The sequence below is a fragment of the Roseomonas sp. WA12 genome (genome assembly GCF_054165765.1).
In genome coordinates this window covers 1,882,855-1,900,005 of the sequence record NZ_CM135108.1, presented here as the reverse complement: position 1 = coordinate 1,900,005, position 17,151 = coordinate 1,882,855, and the positions used below count along the sequence as shown (strand labels likewise).

The following is a 17,151-nucleotide window of genomic DNA, read 5'->3' as shown; positions in this document are numbered from 1 at the left end:
GGTATCGCATTGGTATGATCAGGCCGCGTCAGAGGTGCTCATGCGGAAGGACGCGGCATCGGCTTCGCCAGGCATCGCGCGCTGCACGGCGGCCTCGCCCGGCGCGCCGCTGAGGCGAACGGAGCCGAGAGGCTGAACCGTGAATTCCGGCGAGAGATCCTGGAAGGACAGCACTGCCACATCCACTCCGTTGTTGACGAGCAAGCTACGAATGTGACGGCGTATGTCGAGCGCACAAAGGATGACAGGTTGGGGTCCGTTTGATGACGCAAGCTCAGCCCGCAACCTCTCGGCCAGCGCGGAGGCGGTGCCCTCGGGCAGGGCGAGGAAGGTGCCGGCAGGGGTGTGGCGCACGGCACCCCGCACGGTCTCCTCGCTCGCCGCATCCATCACGAAGGCGGGGATGACGCGGGCACGGTCCGCATGGGCGCGGCAGATCTGCCGGCGGAGGCCGGCGCGGGAGACCTCCGCGAGGGTGGAGGGGTCGGTCTCGCGGTCCCCGTGCTCGACGAAGCTCTCTAGCAGCCCGCGCATGTTGCGGACCGACACGCCTTCGTCGAGCAGGCGGCGCAGCACCTCGGCCGCGCGCTGCAGGGGCACGGCGCGCAGGGCTTCGCGCACCAGGTCGCCATAGGCGGCTTCCAGGTGCCCGATCATCGCACGTGTCTCCTGCAGGCCGACGAACTGGGCGGCGTGGCGGCGCAGCGCGCGCCCGACGATCTCGGCGAGCACCTCCGGCGCCTCGGCATGGCCGATCCCGGCGGCGGCGAGGGCGGGGAGGTGCTCTCGCGCCGCCCAGAGCGGCGCAGGGAGGCCTGGGAGGTCGACGCCGGAGGTAAGAAACACGCCGGCGAGGGCCGCATTTTCCGCGTCGTCGCGCAGCAGCACGGCATCCTCCGGCAGGGCGCCCTCGGCGATCGGGACGGTGTCCACCTCCAATCGGAACTCCTGGCCGGAGAGGTCCACTTGCGCCTCGAAGGCGACACCAGGGATAGGGGCGCCCGTCGCCTCGGCACCCGAGTTGGCGGCGGCGGCGAGGGCGATGCGCAGGCGGCCGGGCGGCATGGCGGCGAGCAGGGCAGGGGAGAGCAGCAACCGCACGCGGCCGGGCGGCACGGGGGCATCGGCCGCGGGCTCGGCAGCGACAGGGCCGGCGGCGAGGGCAGCCTCCTCCTGTGCCAAGGTCTGGGCGCGCCGGCGCCGCGCGGCGGCCGAGCCGAGCAGGAAGAGGCCGGCAGCGAGGGCGAGGAGGATGACTGTCGGGAAGCCGGGGATGAGGCCCAGCAGCGCGGCGACCACAGCCGCGAGCCACAGCGCGCGCGGCTCGGAGAGGAGTTGGCCGGTGATCTCACTGCCCAGGCTGTCCGCGGTGCTGTTCTCGGCCCCTGCCACGCGGGTGACGACGATGCCGGCGGTGATGGAGACGAAGAGCGCGGGGATCTGCGAGACCAGGCCGTCGCCGATCGTGAGGATGGAGAAGGTGTGGGCCGCCTGGGCAAGGCTCATCCCGTGCTGCGTCGTGCCGACCGCGAGGCCACCGATGAGGTTGACGACTATGATGACGAGGCCGGCAATGGCGTCACCCTTCACGAACTTCATTGCGCCGTCCATGGCGCCGAAGAGGGAGCTCTCGCGTTCCAGCGCGCTGCGGCGGCTGCGGGCCTGGGCTTGGTCGATGTCTCCTGCGCGCAGGTCGGCGTCGATCGCCATCTGCTTGCCCGGCATGGCATCGAGCGTGAACCGCGCGGCGACCTCGGCGACGCGCTCGCTGCCTTTGGTGATGACGACGAACTGCACGACGGTGATGATGAGGAACACCACCAGCCCGACGATGATGTTGCCGCCCACCACGAACTCCCCAAACACGCGCACGATTTCGCCCGCATCGGCCTGGAGCAAGATCAGCCGGGTGGTGGCGATGGCGAGCGCCAGGCGAAAGACGGTGGTGATGAGGATGACGGCGGGAAGTGTCGAGAAATCCACCGGGGAGCGCAGGTAGAAGCCCACCATCAGCAGCAGCACCGCGGTGCCGAGGCTGAGGGAGAGCAGCAAATCCACCACCATCGTGGGCAGTGGGATGATCATCAGCAAGATGGTCGAGACCATCAGCGCCGCGACCGCGAGGTCGGAGCGGAAGGGAAGCCGCGCCAGGAAGCCGCCCATCAGCCCTGCCTCACCATGTCTCGGAACACCGCGCGTGCTTCGTCACCGCGCCCGGCCGCGAGCAGGGCGCGAGCGCGCAGCACGCGACCTGGGCGGGAGGCGTCGGCCTCCGGCTCCAGCCGGGCGGCATGGTCCAGCACCTCGATCGCGCGTTCGCCGAGGCCGCAGGCGGAGAGGGCGGCGGCAAGGGTGCGAAGGAGGGGCGCGTCGTCCGCGCGGCTGCGGGCGGCGAGGAGGAGGAGCACGCTCGCGCGCCGCACCTGGCCCTGGCGGAGATAGACGTAGCCGAGCGCGTGCAGCGCGCCGGCGGCCTCCTCAGGGAGGGCGGGGGTCTGCAGCGCGGCGCTCACAGGTCCACCAGGTTGCCGCGGCGCTCGGCGAGGTCGCGATGTGCGTCCAGCTCCTGCTCGATCGCGCGCGCGCCGAGGCGCGCGATGTCGTCCTCCGGCGGGGCATGGGCGAGGACCCCGGCGGCGACTTCCAGCAGGCCGAGCAGGCGGGTGGGAGAATTGGGTGTGCCACGGGGCGGCGCGACGAAGTCGAGCACGAGGGAGGCAAGGCCACCGGGCGCGTCGGGCTCGCGCAGCCGCTCCTCCAGCCCGGCGGCGGCGGAAACGGCGTCGAACCGCTCTACCTCCTCGACCGCGCCGGGCGGCAGCGGGGCGCCGGGAGGGAGGCGGGAGCGGGCGCGGAGAAGCGCCTCGGTCTGCGGGTCCAGGCCCGGGGCGGTGCCGCCGGGCCCGGGAATGCGGTCGAGCGGCGGCATGCGGCTAGAGCGTCACGGCCATCGTCTCGGTCCCGCGCCGCAGGATCACCCGCTCGCGGTCGATGCTCTCCACCGTCCAGCCGTCTTCCAGCACCGCGCCCTCACCGTATTTCTCGCCGTCGCTCGCAATTAGATAGGGCACGGGCGCGAGTGAGACGGCGCGGATGCGCAGGCCTGGCCGTGGTGGGGCGATATCCACGCCGAGGCGCGGCACCAGGGCGGGGCCGGCACCATGGGCGGCGTCGTACCAGCGGCGCAGCTCGGCGAAGCGGGCTGTTTCATCGGCGTTCAGGCGGCCCTCGACGAGGAGGGCGCCGCCTGCTCCGTCGGAAACGCGCAGGCGATCGGGGCCGAGGCCGGCGGCCTCCAGCCGCTGCGTCAGGGCCGCGCGGGCGGCCGCCGGATCGGGGCGCACGGGAATGCGGGCCGCGGCCTCCGTGCGGATCGGCCGCGCGTAGGGGCTGTCCGAGAGGAGCCGCGGGCCGAATGCACCAAGGGTGGTGACGAGAAGCGCAGCTCCCACCACCGCTCCAACGCGCCAGCGCAGGTTGCGCCGGTCCGCGCGGCGACGGGCGACAACATGTGCAGGCGGAGAGAGGCGGATGACCGTGGCGCCCAGGCGCAGATCGCCGCCCCGCGTGGCACGCCGCTCGCGGCCGGGCCGAAGCGTGCGGCCGGCGAATTCGGCCCCGGGTGCCTCGGCGCGCAGACGCGCTTCTCCATCCTCATCGAGGACGAGGCTGACGCGGGAAAGGTCCGCAGCGGGGTCGGCCAGCATGATGTCGGTACTCGCCGCAGCGCCGATGCGGTGAAGCCCAACGGGCAGGAGCAGCGCCGCGTCGCGGTTCGGCCCCTCGATCACGTCGAGGCGCCAGGTATCGGGTGCCTGGCGATTGGTGCCAGGGGCGGGGCCGAGAACGGCCATTTCGCCGGACATGGTTGACGATCCCTCCTGGATTCGGGGCCGGCCGCGGCGGCGCGAGGCCGCGCGGCGGGGCCAGTCCGCGGCGCGACGAGGGTTGGGACCCCGCCGGCGTCGCGCTGCCCTTGCGGGCGAAGCGGATTAGTTCTGCGGACGCTGCTTCGCGGCGTCGAGCTCGGCCTTCTTCACCGTGGTGATGGCCGTGATCTCGGCCGCCTTGCTGATGGCCTGGTCGAAGGCCGCGCTCATCTGGCCGATGGCGCCGGACGCGTCGCCCGAGGCGCCGTTGCCGGCACCCGCACCGCTCGTGGAGGCGCCGCCGCCGAGGCCGCCGGTGAGGGCGCCCGTGATCCCGCTGAGAACGCTCATGTCTGTTCCTCTCTCCGTTTGTGGCTGATCAACTGCGGCAGGAGGTCGAGGGCGGCCGCGTATGCGCCCCGCAGCAAGGCCTGGCGATCGCCGCCCGGGGATGCCGGTTCTGCCGCGCGAGCGAGACCGGCCTGCAGCCGGCCGCGGATGGCAGCGAGGGCCGCGCCATCTCCGGCCAGGGCACGCTGCAGCGATCCCTGCGTGGTGGAGCCGTTGTTCACCGGATCGGTTCTCCTGACGCCCTGCACTGCGCCAAGCGGCCACTTCGCCGCCCAGTCGCTGAGTAAACTGGCATGAGGAGAAAATGAGCCAACCCCAATTTGAATATTTCACGCGATCGCGAACAGCAATCATCAAACTGAAACACAACATTAACCTACTGTGCGGGTTGTGCCCGTCGTGACCGCTGGCCGATATATGTGTCTCGTTGGTCAGGCGGAGGATTATACCTTGCGCGGAACGGACAGTATTTCATTCTGCAGCTTGTTCTTTATCAGGAACGCTTCGGCGGCCGCCGCTTCCGCGGTGGTTCTTGTCGCGCTGTCCGCTTCTCCCGCAGCTGCTCAAGGCGCGGTGGACCCCGTCCTGTCAGCTCCTCAGCCCATGCAGCCGGTTGTCCCCATGCAGCCCATCGCACCCGTGGCGCCGGGCGCCGAAACGCCTATGCCGGCCGCTTCGTCGGTTCCGGACTGGCGTACGCGACCCTTCGACTATGCGGTGGTGGACCAGGAGCTAAAGGAGGTGCTGGTCGAGCTCGGCAAGCGCGTGGGGCTGAACGCGGTGGTGAGTGACGGCGTGCGCGGTCGCGTCCGTGGCCGCCTGGCACGTGGCACTGCGCTCGAGACGCTCGACCGGCTTGCCGCCATCTACGGTCTCGACTGGTTCACGGACGGCAGCACGCTGCATGTCTCCTCGGTGGGTGAGGCGGTGTCGCGGCTCGTCGATCTCGGTGGCGTGCCACCGCAGCAACTCGATTCCGCGCTGCGCGGGCTCGGCGTGCACGATGCGCGTTGGCCGATCCGTTCCTCCGACCCGGCACTGGGCCTTGCGATGGTTTCCGGCCCGCCGCGCTACGTGGCGTTGGTGGAACAGACGCTCGCAGTGCTCGCTCGGCGGCCGCGTCCGGATGGCAGCCCACAGACCGAGCCCGCGCGCATCCGAGTCTTCCGCGGCCGCACGGAACGCGCAACGTGAGCGCCGGATTGCAGACCGTTGCCGCCGCGCGCGGTGCGGAGGGAGAGGCTTGGCGCGCCGCCCGCGGCGATGCGCGCCTGCTCGGCGAGATCGCGATGGCCGCGGCGGGTGCGGGGTTGCTCGCGAAAGCGGAGTCCCTTCTTGCCTTGCTGGAACGGCTAGAACCGGAGCATCCGGCGGCGGCCGTGGCCCGCGCGGTGGCGGAGATGGGCGCGAACCGTCCCGACCGCGCGGCCGAGATGCTGGAGCGCCACGCGATCGGGCGGCGCAAAGGACAGGAGGCGACGCGAGGGATCCTGCTCGTCGCGCTGGTGGCCGCGGGCCGCCGCGACGATGCGCGTCGATTGGCGGATGAGGTGCTGGCGGGTCCGGATTCTTCGGCCCGCCGCATGGCGGCGACGCTTCGGCCGGCCCTGGCCGGTGCGGCGCCGCCACCGGGTGGGGTGGCACCTGGGGGCGCAGCAATGGTTGCGCCCAGGGGTGCGGCAGTTGTCGCACCCGGGGGTACGGCCAACCCCGTATCCGGAGGTGCGGGACAGCCCGCACCGCAGCCGAGAGGAGCGTGGCGATGAACATCGGTGGAATCGTCGGAGGCCTGGTCGGCGGGCCTGTTGGCGGCGCGGCTGGCAGCCTGTTCGACAACGTGCTCGGACAGCAGGCGACGGATCAGATGGTCACGGGCGGGGTCAAGGTCATGGGAATGATCATGCAACCCCTGCTCAACGATCTTCTGTCCGACCTCGGCGACGACGGGGAGTAGCGGTCCCGTCGCGCCAAACGCCGTGCGGTCGAGGCGGCGCGGCACCTTCCCCAGAGCAGAGAGAGGAACACGCATGAGCAGCACCATGGCGCCGATTGCCGGCGGCGGGCTGAGCCCCGCAGAGCTGAAGGCCCTGACCGAGGGCGACGGCAACTTCAGCGTTACGACCGTGCAGTGGCAGGATGCCGCGAGGACGGCTTCCGCCGGCGCCGAAGGGCCGAGCTCGAAGGGCACCAGGTCCTCCGGTTCCGAGCCGTCGAGCGAGAACGCGAAGCTGGCGAAGGACCTGCTGCGCGAGTCCCGCGAGACCCGGGATCCCGAGCTGAAGGCGGAGCTGATCAAGTCCGCGATCGACCTGCTGAACACTCCGGCTTCGGCCTCAGGCTCCCCGGCGGCGCCCGCCGGTAGCTCCGAGCCCGCCAAGTTCGAGGGCGAGGCGCTGAAGCCCTACCTGTCTGCCGAAGGCGGGAATGTTGCGAAGGGCAAGGATGGCGGCTGGGCCGTGGGTGATGCGCCCAGCGGTGGCCAGGCCGTTGAGGGTGAGATCAACCGCGGTCAGTCCCTCACCTTCACCGCGCCGAAGGAGAATGCGGATAATGCCGGTGGGACCGTGGAACTGGGCAAACTGTTCCGCAATGGCCCCGACGGCAACCATGTCGAGAAGGCCCGCGTGACCTTCCTCGACGAGGACGGCAAGGTCGTGGACGAGAAGACGGTCGAGGGCAGCGCGAACGGCGACGCCTCCGTCTCGACCGACAAGACTTTCGCTCGCGTCGAGGTGTCGCCCGTCGATGACGGCGCCGGCTCCAGCCATGAGAATTCCGACTTCGTGCTGAAGTCCGTGTCGCTCAACGGCACTGAAGGCACGCAGGCCAGCACCGCCGTGAAGGGCGCGGGTGACAGCGAGAAGATCGGGGAGATCCTGGATCTCCTCGGCAAGGTGGCGGGCATGATCCCGGGCCTCGGCTCGGGCGCCGGCGAGGCACTGGACGTGCTGGGCCAGCTCGTCGACCTGCTCGGCAAGGGCAAGGCGCAGGCCTGATCCCATGAAGGCCGTCTCCGCCCATTCCGCGCCGGAGTTGCTCCCCCATCCTGAGGGCCAGGATTGGGTTGGGCTGCTGCTGGATGCCGGACTGCTCGAGGCGGCACTCGATGGGCTGGGTGAGGTGGAGGCGTGGGTCGACACGCGCCCCATTCTCGTTCCGGTCCACACCGAGGCGCCGGCCGGCGCCCATTTCCGCTTCGCGGGGTTCCGCGGCGCGGGGGCGGGCGGCGGCGGCCCCGGGCCCAGCGGATGGGTCGGGAGTGTGGGGCTGCTCTAGCCCCGCATCGTCCCGGCCCGCCACGCGGCGGTCCGGCCGGATGGCCCGGTCGCGGCGAGGCACGCGGCCCGGGCGGTCACTTCCTCTCTCCGCTCCCCCCGGTTCCGTGCCGCGCCGCTTCCTGTGCCATGGCCGGGCCGTGAAGCGTGGCAATGCCGTATTCGGCACCCCCGTTCGTGCTGCCGGGGTGCCTCCAACCGTCGACCGCACGGCCGGCGAAGAGCAGAAAGGGAGGCCAGCATGGCCCTGCCGCCAGTTCCGATGCCTGTCGGGCCCGCCGCCGCGCAGCCCATCGCGCCCGCGCCGAAGCTCCCCGCCGGTACCGCCGACGCCTTCGAGAACGCGCTGCGCCAGCTGGGCGGCACCGCGTCCCCGCCGGGCGCGCTGGCCCAGAAGGTAGCGGACGGGTTGCAAGCCTTCCGGACGCGCGCTGACTCCATGTCCCGCGAGATGACGACGGCGATGAGCGCGCCTGGCGCCGCGAGCGCGCCCGCCGCGCCGCCCGCGCCCGGTTCCGCCGCACCGGCGGGTGCCGTGCAGACGCCGCAAACCTCGGGCGACCCGTCCGGCGTGCAGGGCATGTACAAGATGGTGGTGCGCACCTTCGACTTCGCGATGGAGACGCATCTTGTCGCCAAGGCGGCGACCCAGTTCACGGGCTCAATCAACACGCTGATGAAGGGCCAGTGATGCGCCTCGCGCGTCTGGCCCTGCTGCTGCTCCCGCTGGCGCTCGCCGCCTGCAAGGTAGAGCTGAACCGCGACCTGTCAGAGCGGGAGGCGAATGAGATCGTGGCGCTGTTGCTGCGCGCAGGCGTTCCGGCCGAGCGCGGACAGTCGGCAGTGGCGGCGGGCGGCGCGGGCAATGCGGCGCGCAGCAGCACGGTGCGCATCCCCGAGGCGCGTTTCGCCGATGCCGTCGAGGTGCTTCGCGCGGCCGGCCTGCCGCGCCAGCAGTTCTCAACCATGGGCGAGGTGTTCCGCGGCGAGGGCCTTGTCGCCTCGCCGACCGAGGAGCGCGCGCGCTACGTCTGGGCGATGGGGCAGGAGCTGTCCCGCACAGTCAGCGAGATCGATGGCGTGCTCTCGGCCCGCGTTCATCTCGTGCTGCCGGAGAACGACCCGTTGCGCCGCGAGACGACGCCCGGCAGCGCCTCCGTCTTCATCCGCCACGCGCCGGAGGCTGCAGTGGCGGGGCTGGTGCCGCAGATCAAGGAGATGGTGGCGAGCGCGCTGCCTGGCCTGACCTATGACCGCGTGGCCGTGACCCTCGTTGCTGCCGCCGCTCCGCAGGTGGCGCGGGAGGGCGCGATGCAACCGGCCTCGGTAGAACAGGTCTTCGGCATCTGGGTGCATGGCGAGAGCGCGGGCGTGCTGCGGCTGCTGATTGGCGGCGTGGCGGTTGTCGCGCTGCTGCTGCTCGGCCTTCTTGGCTGGATACTCTTTGGGCGCCGCCGCGCACCCGCTGCCCTGTCCGTGGCGCCCTCCTCCGGGATACCCCTGAACCGCCCTGCCTCGCAGGGCGCGCTGCAACCGTGAACGCCCCCCGCGCCGATCGGCTGGCGGCTCGGATCGCGCCCGGCCTGCCCGCATCCGTGGCCGAACGGCTGCTCGCCTCGCCTCGGCTCGGCGCGCGCACCGCCGCCCTCGCACTGCGGGTGATCGAAGGCGCCGGGCCTGGGATTGCAGCGCTCCCTCCAGCGGAGGCGACCCTTGCGGGCTGCGATGCGGCCGCGCTGGAGCGCGCTGCGGTGCTCGCTGGCGCAGTCTGGCAGGCCGGGCGCATTCGCTCCCTGCTGCGTGGCGCCGATGTGGCTGCGCTGGAGGAGGCGCTGGGTCCCGAGGCACGTCAGGTGGCGTTGGTGCATGGCTCGCTGGCAAGCTCGGAGCCGGGCCCCGAAATGGGCGGGCTGCCCTTGGCTGAAGCGGTGCGCGCCGACGGCGCCGCGCTGCTGCTGGCCTGGCGCGAGGCACTGCCACTGCCCGTGGCGGAGGCGCTGCGCCTGACCTGGCCGCTGGACGAACCCGACCTGCCCGGGGAAGAGGACGCGCGCCGCGCTGCCGGCCCGCGGATCGTCGCCCAGATCGCTGCACAGGCCACCTCCGGGCCCTCCGCTCTGGCCGGAGTGGGCGGATGAGCACCCCGCGCCCGCTCGGCCGCGTCATACCCGCAAGTGATCTCGGTCTCCTGCTAGACGCCCGCGCGGTGCTGGCCGCGGCGCGAGAGGAGGCGGACGGGGTCCGCGACGCTGCCCGTGCTGAGGGATTGCGCGCCGGCCGTGCGGAGGGTGCCGCCGCCGCGACACGCTTGCTGGCCGAGACCGCCGCCGCGACGCGCGCTGCCCTGTCCGGGGCGGAGCCACTGGTGGCCGAGGCGTTGATGCTGGCTGTGCAGCGCATGCTTGGCGAGGCGCCGGCGGCCGAGCGCGTGGCCGCCGCCGCCGCCGAGGCACTGCGCGGGCTGGCCGCCAGAGGCGAGGTGACGATCCGGGTGTCGCCGGGCACGGTGGAGGCGGTGGCCGCCGCCATTGCGGACAGTGATCTGGTGACGGTGCGCGCCGATCCCTCGCTCGGCGAGGCGGATTGCGTGGTGGAAACCGACTTCGGCCATGTGGAGGCCGGGCTGCCCGCGCAACTGCGCGCTCTGCGCCGCGGCCTCGGCCTGCCGGAACAGGAGGGCGCGTGAACCCCTTCGCCGCGGCCGCAGCCCGCCTGCCCGGGCGCATCGGCGCCCTTTCCACCCGCCCTCTGCTCGGCCGGGTGGAGCGGGTGCTCGGCACTTCGCTGGAGGCGGTGATCGGCGGGGTGCGCGTGGGTGAGCTGTGCCGGCTGCGTCAGCCGGGCGAGGAGCCCTGCCTGGCCGAGGTGGTCGCCGTGTCCGGCAACCGCGCTGTGCTGACGCGGGTGAGCGGCACGGGCGGTCTCTCGGGCGCCGCCACGGTGGAACCAACGGGGCGCGTGCTGGAAGCGCCGGTGGGAGAGGCGCTGCTCGGCCGCGTACTCGACGGGCTGGGCATGCCGCTGGATGGCGGCCCCTCCCTCGACGGCCTGGCCCGTGTGCCGGTGGACGGCGCGGCGCCGCCGCCGCTGGAGCGGCCGCTGGTGGCGCGCGCGCTCCCGCTGGGAGTGCGGGTGATCGATTCCCTGATGACCTGCGCTGAGGGCCAGCGCGTCGGGATCTTCGGCCCGGCCGGCGCGGGCAAGTCCTCGCTGGTGGCAAGCATCGTGCGCGGGGCGGAGGCGGATGTCTTCGTCGTGGCGCTGGTGGGCGAGCGCGGGCGTGAGGTGCGGGAGTTCCTGGAGCGCGCGCTGGGGCCCGAGGGACTTCGGCGTTCCGTGGTGGTGGCCGCAACCTCCGACCGGCCCTCGATCGAGCGGGTGAAAGCGGCGCAGGTCGCGACCGCCATTGCCGAATGGTTCCGTGACGAGGGGCGGCGTGTGGTGCTGCTGGTGGACAGCGTGACGCGCCTCGCTCGCGCTTGGCGCGAGGTGGGGCTGGCCGCCGGCGAGCCGCCGACGCGACGCGGTTTCCCGCCTTCCGTTTTCGCCGCGCTGCCGCGTCTGCTGGAGCGCGCGGGGCCGGCGGCGCGGGGCAGCATCACCGCCTTCTACACCGTGCTGCTGGAGGGCGAGATCGCCTCAGACCCAGTGGCGGAGGAGGTGAAATCCATTTTGGACGGGCACCTGATCCTCTCCCCCAAGCTGGCGGAATCCGAGCACTATCCGGCCATCGATCCACTCGCGAGCCGATCCCGCGTGATGGGTGCGGCGGTGCAGGCCCCGCATCGCGATGCCGCGGGCAAGATCCGACGGCTGCTGGCGCGGCACGCGGAGGTGGAACTGCTGGTGCGGGTGGGCGAGTACCGCCAGGGCAGCGATAAGCTGGCCGATGAGGCGTTGGCCAAGCACGCCGCAATCCAGGCTTTCTTGCGCCAGATGAACGAGGGGCCTGCGCCCTTCGCGGCCACGGTGGCGCAGCTGCGGAAGCTGGCGGCATGAAGCGCGAGGACGCCGAGACCCTTCTGGCGCTGCGTCGGGTGCGTGAGCGCCGTGCGGCGGCCGATCTTGCCCGTGCGAGCGCGGAGGCGGCGGCGGCAGCGGCCGAGCTGGAGCGCGCGGCTCGCATGGCGCGTTCCTTTGACGCAATGCGCCGGGCGCAGTCGGAGGCCGCAATTCGCAAGCTGGCGGAGGAGGGGGCTACGGCCCCAGGCCGCGTGACCGATACGGCCGCCCGCCTGCTCGATCTCGGCGCCCGCGCGGGCACCTATGCCGACCTGAAGCGCCGCCGCGAGGCCGCTTTGGCCGAGCGCGAGCGGCTGCGCAACCGCGCCGCTAGCACCCACCAGGCCGCGCTGCGCCGCTCGGAGGCGTGGGACGCACTGGGGGAACGTTTGGACGGAGATGCGGCGCAGCGAGCGGAGCGCGAGGCTGAGGCGGAGATGGAGGAGGCGGCCGAGCTTCGCCAGCCGCCCGAGGTGAAGGGCTGATGGATGCGTTGCCCGCGGCCGCGATCCGGCCCTGGCGCCCCCGCCGGCTGGATCCCTCCGCCGTGGCGCGAGGTCGTGCGCTGGCCGCCCCGCGCGCACCGCTGCCGCTCCCTGGCGGGCTGCTTCTTCTCGTCGGTCCCGCGCCGCTCGAGCCGCCCGCCGAGGCCGCCTGCCTGCGCTTCACCGTGGGCGGGGAACCCGCCTCCCTCACCGCGACGGCAGCCGCCTTCGACCGGCTGCTCGGTGCGATCGACCCTGCCGCGTCAGGTGCGCGGGGCGAGGGCGGGGCGCTGTTGCTGGAATTGCTACTGGAGCCGGTGCTTGGGGCAGTGGAGGCCTCGCTGGATGCGGCGGTGGCCGCCATCTCGCTCCAGCCGGGCCTGGCGGAGCCCGGGGTGCCCGCGCTCGGGCTGACGCTGCTGACGGCAGAGGCGGATGTCGCGCTGGCCGGCCGGCTCTCACTGCCTGCTGCTGCCGAGGCCCGACTGACGGAGGCTCTGGGCACGGTGCCGGCCGGCCGCCTGTCGCCGCCACCGGGGCTGGTGATGACCGTCTCGCTGCGCGCGGGCGCGACGGAGTTGGGGATGCCCGAGCTTGCCGCGCTGCGACCGGGGGACGGACTGCTCTTCGACGAATCGCGGCGCATGAAGGGCGAGGTGCTCGCCGTCATCGGCGAGATGCAGGGTTGGATCACGCGCCCCGGGCCGCGCGGATACGAGGCGATCACGCCGCGCCGCCGCCTCGGCGCGCTGGGACTGGAGGATTGGGCAGCCATGCCGAGCGACACCGCCGTGACCGAGGACGCGCCGATCGAGGAGCTCCCTGTGCGCCTCGTTTTCGAGCTGGGCCGCGTGGAGGTGCCGCTCGCCGAGCTTTCGGGCGCAGCGCCTGGCCACCTTTTCGCTCTGCCGGCGAGCCCGGCTGAGGCAATGGTCGACATCCTGGCGAATGGACGCCGCATCGGGCGCGGGGAGATCGTCCAGATCGGCGAGGGGGCGCTCGCCGTGCGCGTGCTGTCCCTCTCCGGCCGCGCCTGATGGAGATGCGCCCCGACCTGCTCGCGATCATCGCGGGCGTCGCCGCTGTCGGGCTGATCCCGTTCTTCGTCGTCTCGGCTACCGCCTTCCTCAAGATCGCGGTGGTGCTCTTCCTGCTACGCAATGCGCTCGGCACGCAGCAGACGCCACCGAACCTTGTGCTCTACGCCATCGCGGTGGCGCTGGCCGCCTATGTCTCGGTGCCGCTCATCCTGGCGGTGCAGGCGGGGTTCCAGGGGGCCGATATGTCCTCGCCGGACGGAATGCTGGCGGCTGTGCGCGCGGCGTCTGAACCCGTGCGGGACTTCCTCATGCGCTTCGCGGACCAGCGCGAGCGCGAGTTCCTGCTGAGCGCGGCGACCCGGGTGTGGCCGCAAGGTACGGCGATGACGGCGACGCCGAACGACTTTATCGTGCTGCTGCCCGCTTTCGTCGTCTCCGAACTGACGCGCGCCTTTGAGATCGGGTTCCTTCTGTACTTGCCCTTCATCGTGATCGACCTGCTCATCTCCAACGTGCTGATGGCGATGGGCATGGTGATGGTCTCGCCGCTCGTCATCTCCGTGCCGTTCAAGCTGTTTGTTTTCGTGCTGGCGGACGGGTGGTCGCGCCTAACACACGGGCTGGTGCTGTCCTACGCACTGCCGGGAGGGGGTTGAGATGGCGGATCCCTCGCCGCTGATCCACCACTTCAACCAGGCGCTGCAGCTTGTGCTGTGGCTGTCGCTCCCTGTGCTCGGCGTGGCCGTCGCCGTCGGGCTCGTTGTCGGGCTGCTGCAGGCTGTGACGCAGATCCAGGACCAGTCGCTGCCTCAAGTGGCAAAACTGCTGGCGGTGCTGCTGACCTTGGCCATTCTCGGTCCGCTGCTTGGTGGCCCCGTGCTGCGGCAGGCCGAGCGCGTGCTGACCGACTTCCCTGCCGTGACGCGGTAGAGTTATGGGCGCCGCCTTCGCCCAGCTCTTCGATGTCCTGCTCGCGCCCATGGTGGCGCTCGGCCTCGGCACGGCGCGGCTATTCGCGGTGTTCGCCATCAATCCGCTGTTCACGCGCTTCGGGCTCACGGGCATCCTGCGCGGCGGCATCGCCTTCGCCTTCGCCCTGCCGCTCTTGCCGATGCTGACGCCGCAGGTGGCGGATGCGGGGCCGGGCGGCTTTGTGCTGATGGCACTGCTGGTGAAGGAGGCGGCGGTGGGCATCGTGATCGGCCTCGTCACGGGCGTGCCCTTCTGGGCGGCGGAGGCGGCGGGGGAGTTCATCGATCAGCAACGCGGCTCCGAGGCGGCCACCATCCCCGACCCGTCTCAAGCGAACGAGGCAGGCATCACCGGCACATTGCTGGGGCTGACACTGATTGCCGTGTTCTTCCTCAGCGGCGGGATGTCGCTGCTGATGGGCGCAATCTATGAGAGCTACGCGATCTGGCCACCGCTGGAGGCGGTGCCGCGCTTCTCGGCCGAGGCGGGCATCCGCACTCTGGCCCTGCTCGACGGACTAATGCGCACGGGGCTGGTGCTTGCCGCGCCGATCATCATCGCACTGCTGCTGGCGGAGCTGGCGCTCGCCCTGGTCGGCCGCTTCGCGCCGGCGCTGAACGTGTTCGACCTGGCGATGTCGGTGAAAGGAATCGTCTTCGTCGTCGCTTTGCCGCTCTACGGGATTTTCCTCCCGCAATACCTGCGCGGGCTGCTGGTACCGCTCGCGGGGGCGGGCGGGCTGCTCAGGGGTTTCGCGCCTTGAGCGGCGATCAGGGAAGCGAAGAGAAAACCCTTCCGGCATCGAAGAAGAAAGTCGATGACGCGCGCAAGAACGGACAGGTTCCGAACAGCAAGGACCTCGTCTCCGCGGCCACCTTCGCGGCGGGAGCGGGCTTCATCCTGTTCTCGGCCGGAAGTTTCTTCGCGGTGGCCACGGCGCTGCTGCACGCGGGCGGCGAGGCGGTGGACCGCGCCATCGCAGCGCCGAACCAGGCGGAGCGCTTCGCGGCCGGGCTCGGGACGCTGCGCGGGGCGGTGCAGGAAGCGGTGTCGCAGACCGTGCTGCCGCTGTTCCTCATCGTGCCCGGCGTCGCCATCCTCGCCTCCATCGTGGCGCTGCGCGGGCTGGTGTTCTCGGTGGAGCCGATCGTGCCGAAGCCGGAGAAGATCAACCCGGTTGAGGGCTTCAAGAAGATCTTCTCACTGCGCGCGCTGATGGAGTTTCTGAAGTCGCTTGCCAAGACGGTGCTGCTGGCAACCGTGCTCGTCGCGGTGCTGTGGGGTGGGCTCCGGCCGCTGCTGCTGGCGCCGGGCTGCGGGCTGTCCTGTGAGGTGTCGCTGGTCGGCGCGCTTGGCACACCGATGATCGCGGCGGCCATCCTCGTGTTCCTGATCATCGGAATCGGCGATCTCGGGCTGCAGTCCTGGCTGTTCGGACGCGATATGCGGATGAGCGTCACGGAGCAGAAGCGCGAAAGAAAGGAGCAGGAAGGCGACCCGCATGTGAAGGGCGCACGGCGCACGCTGATGCGCGAGGCCGCGACCTCGCCTCGCGGGGGTGCGGCCTCCGCCACCCTCATCCTGCACGCGCCCGCCGGGGACGGGCTACCCGCCATCGCCATCGGCGTACGCTTCGTGCGCGGCGAGACACCCGTGCCCTCCGTCGTCGCGCGCGGCGAGGCGGAGCGGGCGCAATCAGTGCTCGACCGTGCGGCCGAGGCCGGCATCCCCGCGGCCCGGGAGCCCGCGGTGGCGCGCGCGCTGTGGGCCCGCACGCGACCGGGCGCCTTCGTGCCGCAGGATCTTTTCGCCGAGGTCGCGGGCGCGATGGTGCGCGCGGGAACCATTTAGCCATGTGCGTTCAGAAGGCTGCGAGCCGCCGCAGGGTCCACATGTACGGCGTCATGCGCAGGGTATGGTCGTGCGGGAACCGGCTTAGGGGATTGAGATGACCCTTTTCGGCGGCATCAAAGGACCGGGCGGACAGCGGCCCAAGGAGGGCGGCGACGCCGGCGGCGCTCGCTGGGACAAGTCGCTGACCGAGGCGGTTCATGACGGGCTGCGCGCTCCGCTCGACCTGCTCGGGAACTTGCTGGGCGGAGGTCACAAGCCAGCCGCCGCGGGGCCTGCCGGGCCCGCCGTGCCTGGAAGCGGCCCGGCCAAGGATAACGGCCGCAATTCCTGGACGGAGGAATCCGGCGGACGCGCCAATGCCGATCTAGGGGAAGGAGCGGCGCAGCCATCCAGCCCCGGGCAGGCCGGGACGGGATTACTATCGCCTGCGGCGGCCGCGCTTCTCGGTGTGCAGGGTCCAGCGGGGCAGCGGGCATCGGGCAGTCAGCATGGGAGGGGCGATCAGCATGTCTTGGTTGGCCAGCACGGTCCGCACATCCAGGGAGGGCCAGGCTTCCGACCGGGTTCGCCCGAACGACAGGGTTTGATGAGCCAGAAGGCGGCAAATGGTCAGCAAGTTCCAGCTGGCATGGAGGGTTTGGGCGGTCAGCACGGTCTGGATATGCAAACGGGGCCGCACGGCTCGGCGGGTCTACAGGGCATGGTTGGCCCGAAGGCTCCGTTGGAATCACAGGCTTCAGCGGGACTGCAGGGCTCGGTTGGGCTGCAGGGGTCTGGTGGCCAGCATGGCATTCGACAAGGTTTTGGCGACACGCATGCCTCGGTTGGCCAGCAAGCTTCCGGTGGCACACAGACCTCAAGCGGGAAGCAGAGCCTTGCCGGCCCGCAAGGCTCATTTGGCCAGCAGGGCTCGGTCGGTCACCAAGCTCGGTCGCGGCAGCAGGGTCCGGCGCCCCGGGCCGATGTGCCGCCTGCGCGGGGTGATGCCGCCACAAGGCCGATGGAATCGTTGACTGTCCTGCTGGGCGAAGCCGCAGGCCGGGCCGGACAGACGGTGCGCGATCTCGCTGGGATCGTGACTGCTCCGTTCGGCCCCGCCATGCCGCACACGGGCTTGGAAGTTGGCTCGGTCAGACCCGAGCCCCCGTTAGGGAAGCCGGAGTTCCCTTCAGCGAAGCCGGACGCATTTCCTTCCAAGTCCGATCCCCTCCCGGCGAAGGCGGAGGCTGTCCTCGCCAAGTCTGAGACACCGGTCGCTTCCATTCCTGTCGTGCCACACTCCGAGCGGGCAGGGCCGGAGGCG

At 71.5% G+C, this 17,151-nt stretch carries 22 protein-coding genes; 16 read left to right on the top strand and 6 right to left on the bottom strand.

Annotated elements, in window-relative coordinates; genetic code table 11:
* Positions 1–18: 18 nt before the first annotated feature.
* The 6 genes from sctV to ACVBD7_RS08945 form a co-directional block, all read right to left on the bottom strand.
* Positions 19–2,163 carry a type III secretion system export apparatus subunit SctV gene (gene sctV, locus ACVBD7_RS08970; RefSeq protein ID WP_458097136.1) on the bottom strand — a complete coding sequence of 715 codons (2,145 nt, stop codon included), beginning with the start codon at positions 2,161–2,163 and terminating at the stop codon, positions 19–21.
* On the bottom strand, positions 2,163–2,513 hold the full coding sequence (locus ACVBD7_RS08965; RefSeq protein ID WP_458097135.1) for a hypothetical protein: 351 nt from the start codon (positions 2,511–2,513) through the stop codon (positions 2,163–2,165). Before ACVBD7_RS08965 ends, sctV begins: the two co-directional genes overlap by 1 nt.
* The gene (locus tag ACVBD7_RS08960; protein WP_458097134.1) at positions 2,510–2,929 is read right to left on the bottom strand and encodes a hypothetical protein; all 420 of its coding nucleotides are present in this window, start codon (positions 2,927–2,929) and stop codon (positions 2,510–2,512) included. The genes ACVBD7_RS08965 and ACVBD7_RS08960 overlap by 4 nt, the downstream gene beginning before the upstream one ends.
* Positions 2,930–2,933: 4 nt before the next feature.
* On the bottom strand, positions 2,934–3,866 hold the full coding sequence (locus ACVBD7_RS08955; protein WP_458097133.1) for a SctD/MshK family protein: 933 nt from the start codon (positions 3,864–3,866) through the stop codon (positions 2,934–2,936).
* A 126-nt stretch (positions 3,867–3,992) separates the two neighbouring features.
* Complete coding sequence (locus tag ACVBD7_RS08950) at positions 3,993–4,220, bottom strand: hypothetical protein (RefSeq protein WP_458097132.1); 228 nt, start codon at positions 4,218–4,220, stop codon at positions 3,993–3,995.
* On the bottom strand, positions 4,217–4,441 hold the full coding sequence (locus ACVBD7_RS08945) for a hypothetical protein (protein WP_458097131.1): 225 nt from the start codon (positions 4,439–4,441) through the stop codon (positions 4,217–4,219). The genes ACVBD7_RS08950 and ACVBD7_RS08945 overlap by 4 nt, the downstream gene beginning before the upstream one ends.
* Positions 4,442–4,841: 400 nt before the next feature.
* On the opposite strand from ACVBD7_RS08945, the gene ACVBD7_RS08940 reads away from it, so the two are divergent.
* The 16 genes from ACVBD7_RS08940 (at position 4,842) to ACVBD7_RS08865 (ending at position 15,845) form a co-directional block, all read left to right on the top strand.
* Positions 4,842–5,414, top strand: coding sequence for a hypothetical protein (locus tag ACVBD7_RS08940; protein ID WP_458097130.1), 573 nt, complete (start codon positions 4,842–4,844; stop codon positions 5,412–5,414).
* Positions 5,411–5,986, top strand: a complete 576-nt coding sequence (locus ACVBD7_RS08935) for a death domain-containing protein (RefSeq protein ID WP_458097129.1) — start codon at positions 5,411–5,413, stop codon at positions 5,984–5,986. Before ACVBD7_RS08940 ends, ACVBD7_RS08935 begins: the two co-directional genes overlap by 4 nt.
* Positions 5,977–6,174 carry a hypothetical protein gene (locus tag ACVBD7_RS08930; RefSeq protein WP_458097128.1) on the top strand — a complete coding sequence of 66 codons (198 nt, stop codon included), beginning with the start codon at positions 5,977–5,979 and terminating at the stop codon, positions 6,172–6,174. The genes ACVBD7_RS08935 and ACVBD7_RS08930 overlap by 10 nt, the downstream gene beginning before the upstream one ends.
* Before the next feature lie 73 nt (positions 6,175–6,247).
* Complete coding sequence (locus ACVBD7_RS08925) at positions 6,248–7,216, top strand: hypothetical protein (RefSeq protein ID WP_458097127.1); 969 nt, start codon at positions 6,248–6,250, stop codon at positions 7,214–7,216.
* Between the two features lie 4 nt (positions 7,217–7,220).
* Positions 7,221–7,496 (top strand): hypothetical protein, encoded by a 276-nt coding sequence (locus ACVBD7_RS08920; protein WP_458097126.1) that lies wholly within the window; start codon positions 7,221–7,223, stop codon positions 7,494–7,496.
* Between the two features lie 240 nt (positions 7,497–7,736).
* Positions 7,737–8,186 carry a hypothetical protein gene (locus tag ACVBD7_RS08915; RefSeq protein WP_458097125.1) on the top strand — a complete coding sequence of 150 codons (450 nt, stop codon included), beginning with the start codon at positions 7,737–7,739 and terminating at the stop codon, positions 8,184–8,186.
* A complete protein-coding gene (sctJ, locus tag ACVBD7_RS08910) occupies positions 8,186–9,034 on the top strand; it encodes a type III secretion system inner membrane ring lipoprotein SctJ (protein ID WP_458097124.1) in 849 nt (282 codons plus the stop codon). The genes ACVBD7_RS08915 and sctJ overlap by 1 nt, the downstream gene beginning before the upstream one ends.
* The gene (locus tag ACVBD7_RS08905) at positions 9,031–9,633 is read left to right on the top strand and encodes a hypothetical protein (RefSeq protein WP_458097123.1); all 603 of its coding nucleotides are present in this window, start codon (positions 9,031–9,033) and stop codon (positions 9,631–9,633) included. Before sctJ ends, ACVBD7_RS08905 begins: the two co-directional genes overlap by 4 nt.
* Entirely contained in the window at positions 9,630–10,181 is a 552-nt protein-coding gene (locus ACVBD7_RS08900) for a FliH/SctL family protein (RefSeq protein WP_458097122.1), read from the top strand. The genes ACVBD7_RS08905 and ACVBD7_RS08900 overlap by 4 nt, the downstream gene beginning before the upstream one ends.
* Complete coding sequence (locus ACVBD7_RS08895) at positions 10,178–11,494, top strand: FliI/YscN family ATPase (RefSeq protein WP_458097121.1); 1,317 nt, start codon at positions 10,178–10,180, stop codon at positions 11,492–11,494. The genes ACVBD7_RS08900 and ACVBD7_RS08895 overlap by 4 nt, the downstream gene beginning before the upstream one ends.
* Entirely contained in the window at positions 11,491–11,982 is a 492-nt protein-coding gene (locus tag ACVBD7_RS08890; protein ID WP_458097120.1) for a hypothetical protein, read from the top strand. The genes ACVBD7_RS08895 and ACVBD7_RS08890 overlap by 4 nt, the downstream gene beginning before the upstream one ends.
* Positions 11,982–13,019 carry a type III secretion system cytoplasmic ring protein SctQ gene (gene sctQ, locus ACVBD7_RS08885; RefSeq protein ID WP_458097119.1) on the top strand — a complete coding sequence of 346 codons (1,038 nt, stop codon included), beginning with the start codon at positions 11,982–11,984 and terminating at the stop codon, positions 13,017–13,019. Before ACVBD7_RS08890 ends, sctQ begins: the two co-directional genes overlap by 1 nt.
* Positions 13,019–13,678, top strand: coding sequence for a type III secretion system export apparatus subunit SctR (gene sctR, locus ACVBD7_RS08880; protein WP_458097118.1), 660 nt, complete (start codon positions 13,019–13,021; stop codon positions 13,676–13,678). The genes sctQ and sctR overlap by 1 nt, the downstream gene beginning before the upstream one ends.
* 1 nt (position 13,679) lies before the next feature.
* On the top strand, positions 13,680–13,952 hold the full coding sequence (sctS, locus tag ACVBD7_RS08875) for a type III secretion system export apparatus subunit SctS (protein ID WP_458097117.1): 273 nt from the start codon (positions 13,680–13,682) through the stop codon (positions 13,950–13,952).
* 4 nt (positions 13,953–13,956) lie between these two features.
* Complete coding sequence (sctT, locus tag ACVBD7_RS08870; protein ID WP_458097116.1) at positions 13,957–14,757, top strand: type III secretion system export apparatus subunit SctT; 801 nt, start codon at positions 13,957–13,959, stop codon at positions 14,755–14,757.
* Positions 14,754–15,845: an EscU/YscU/HrcU family type III secretion system export apparatus switch protein gene (locus tag ACVBD7_RS08865; protein ID WP_458097115.1), complete on the top strand. Its 1,092-nt coding sequence runs from the start codon at positions 14,754–14,756 to the stop codon at positions 15,843–15,845. Before sctT ends, ACVBD7_RS08865 begins: the two co-directional genes overlap by 4 nt.
* Positions 15,846–17,151: the final 1,306 nt, after the last annotated feature.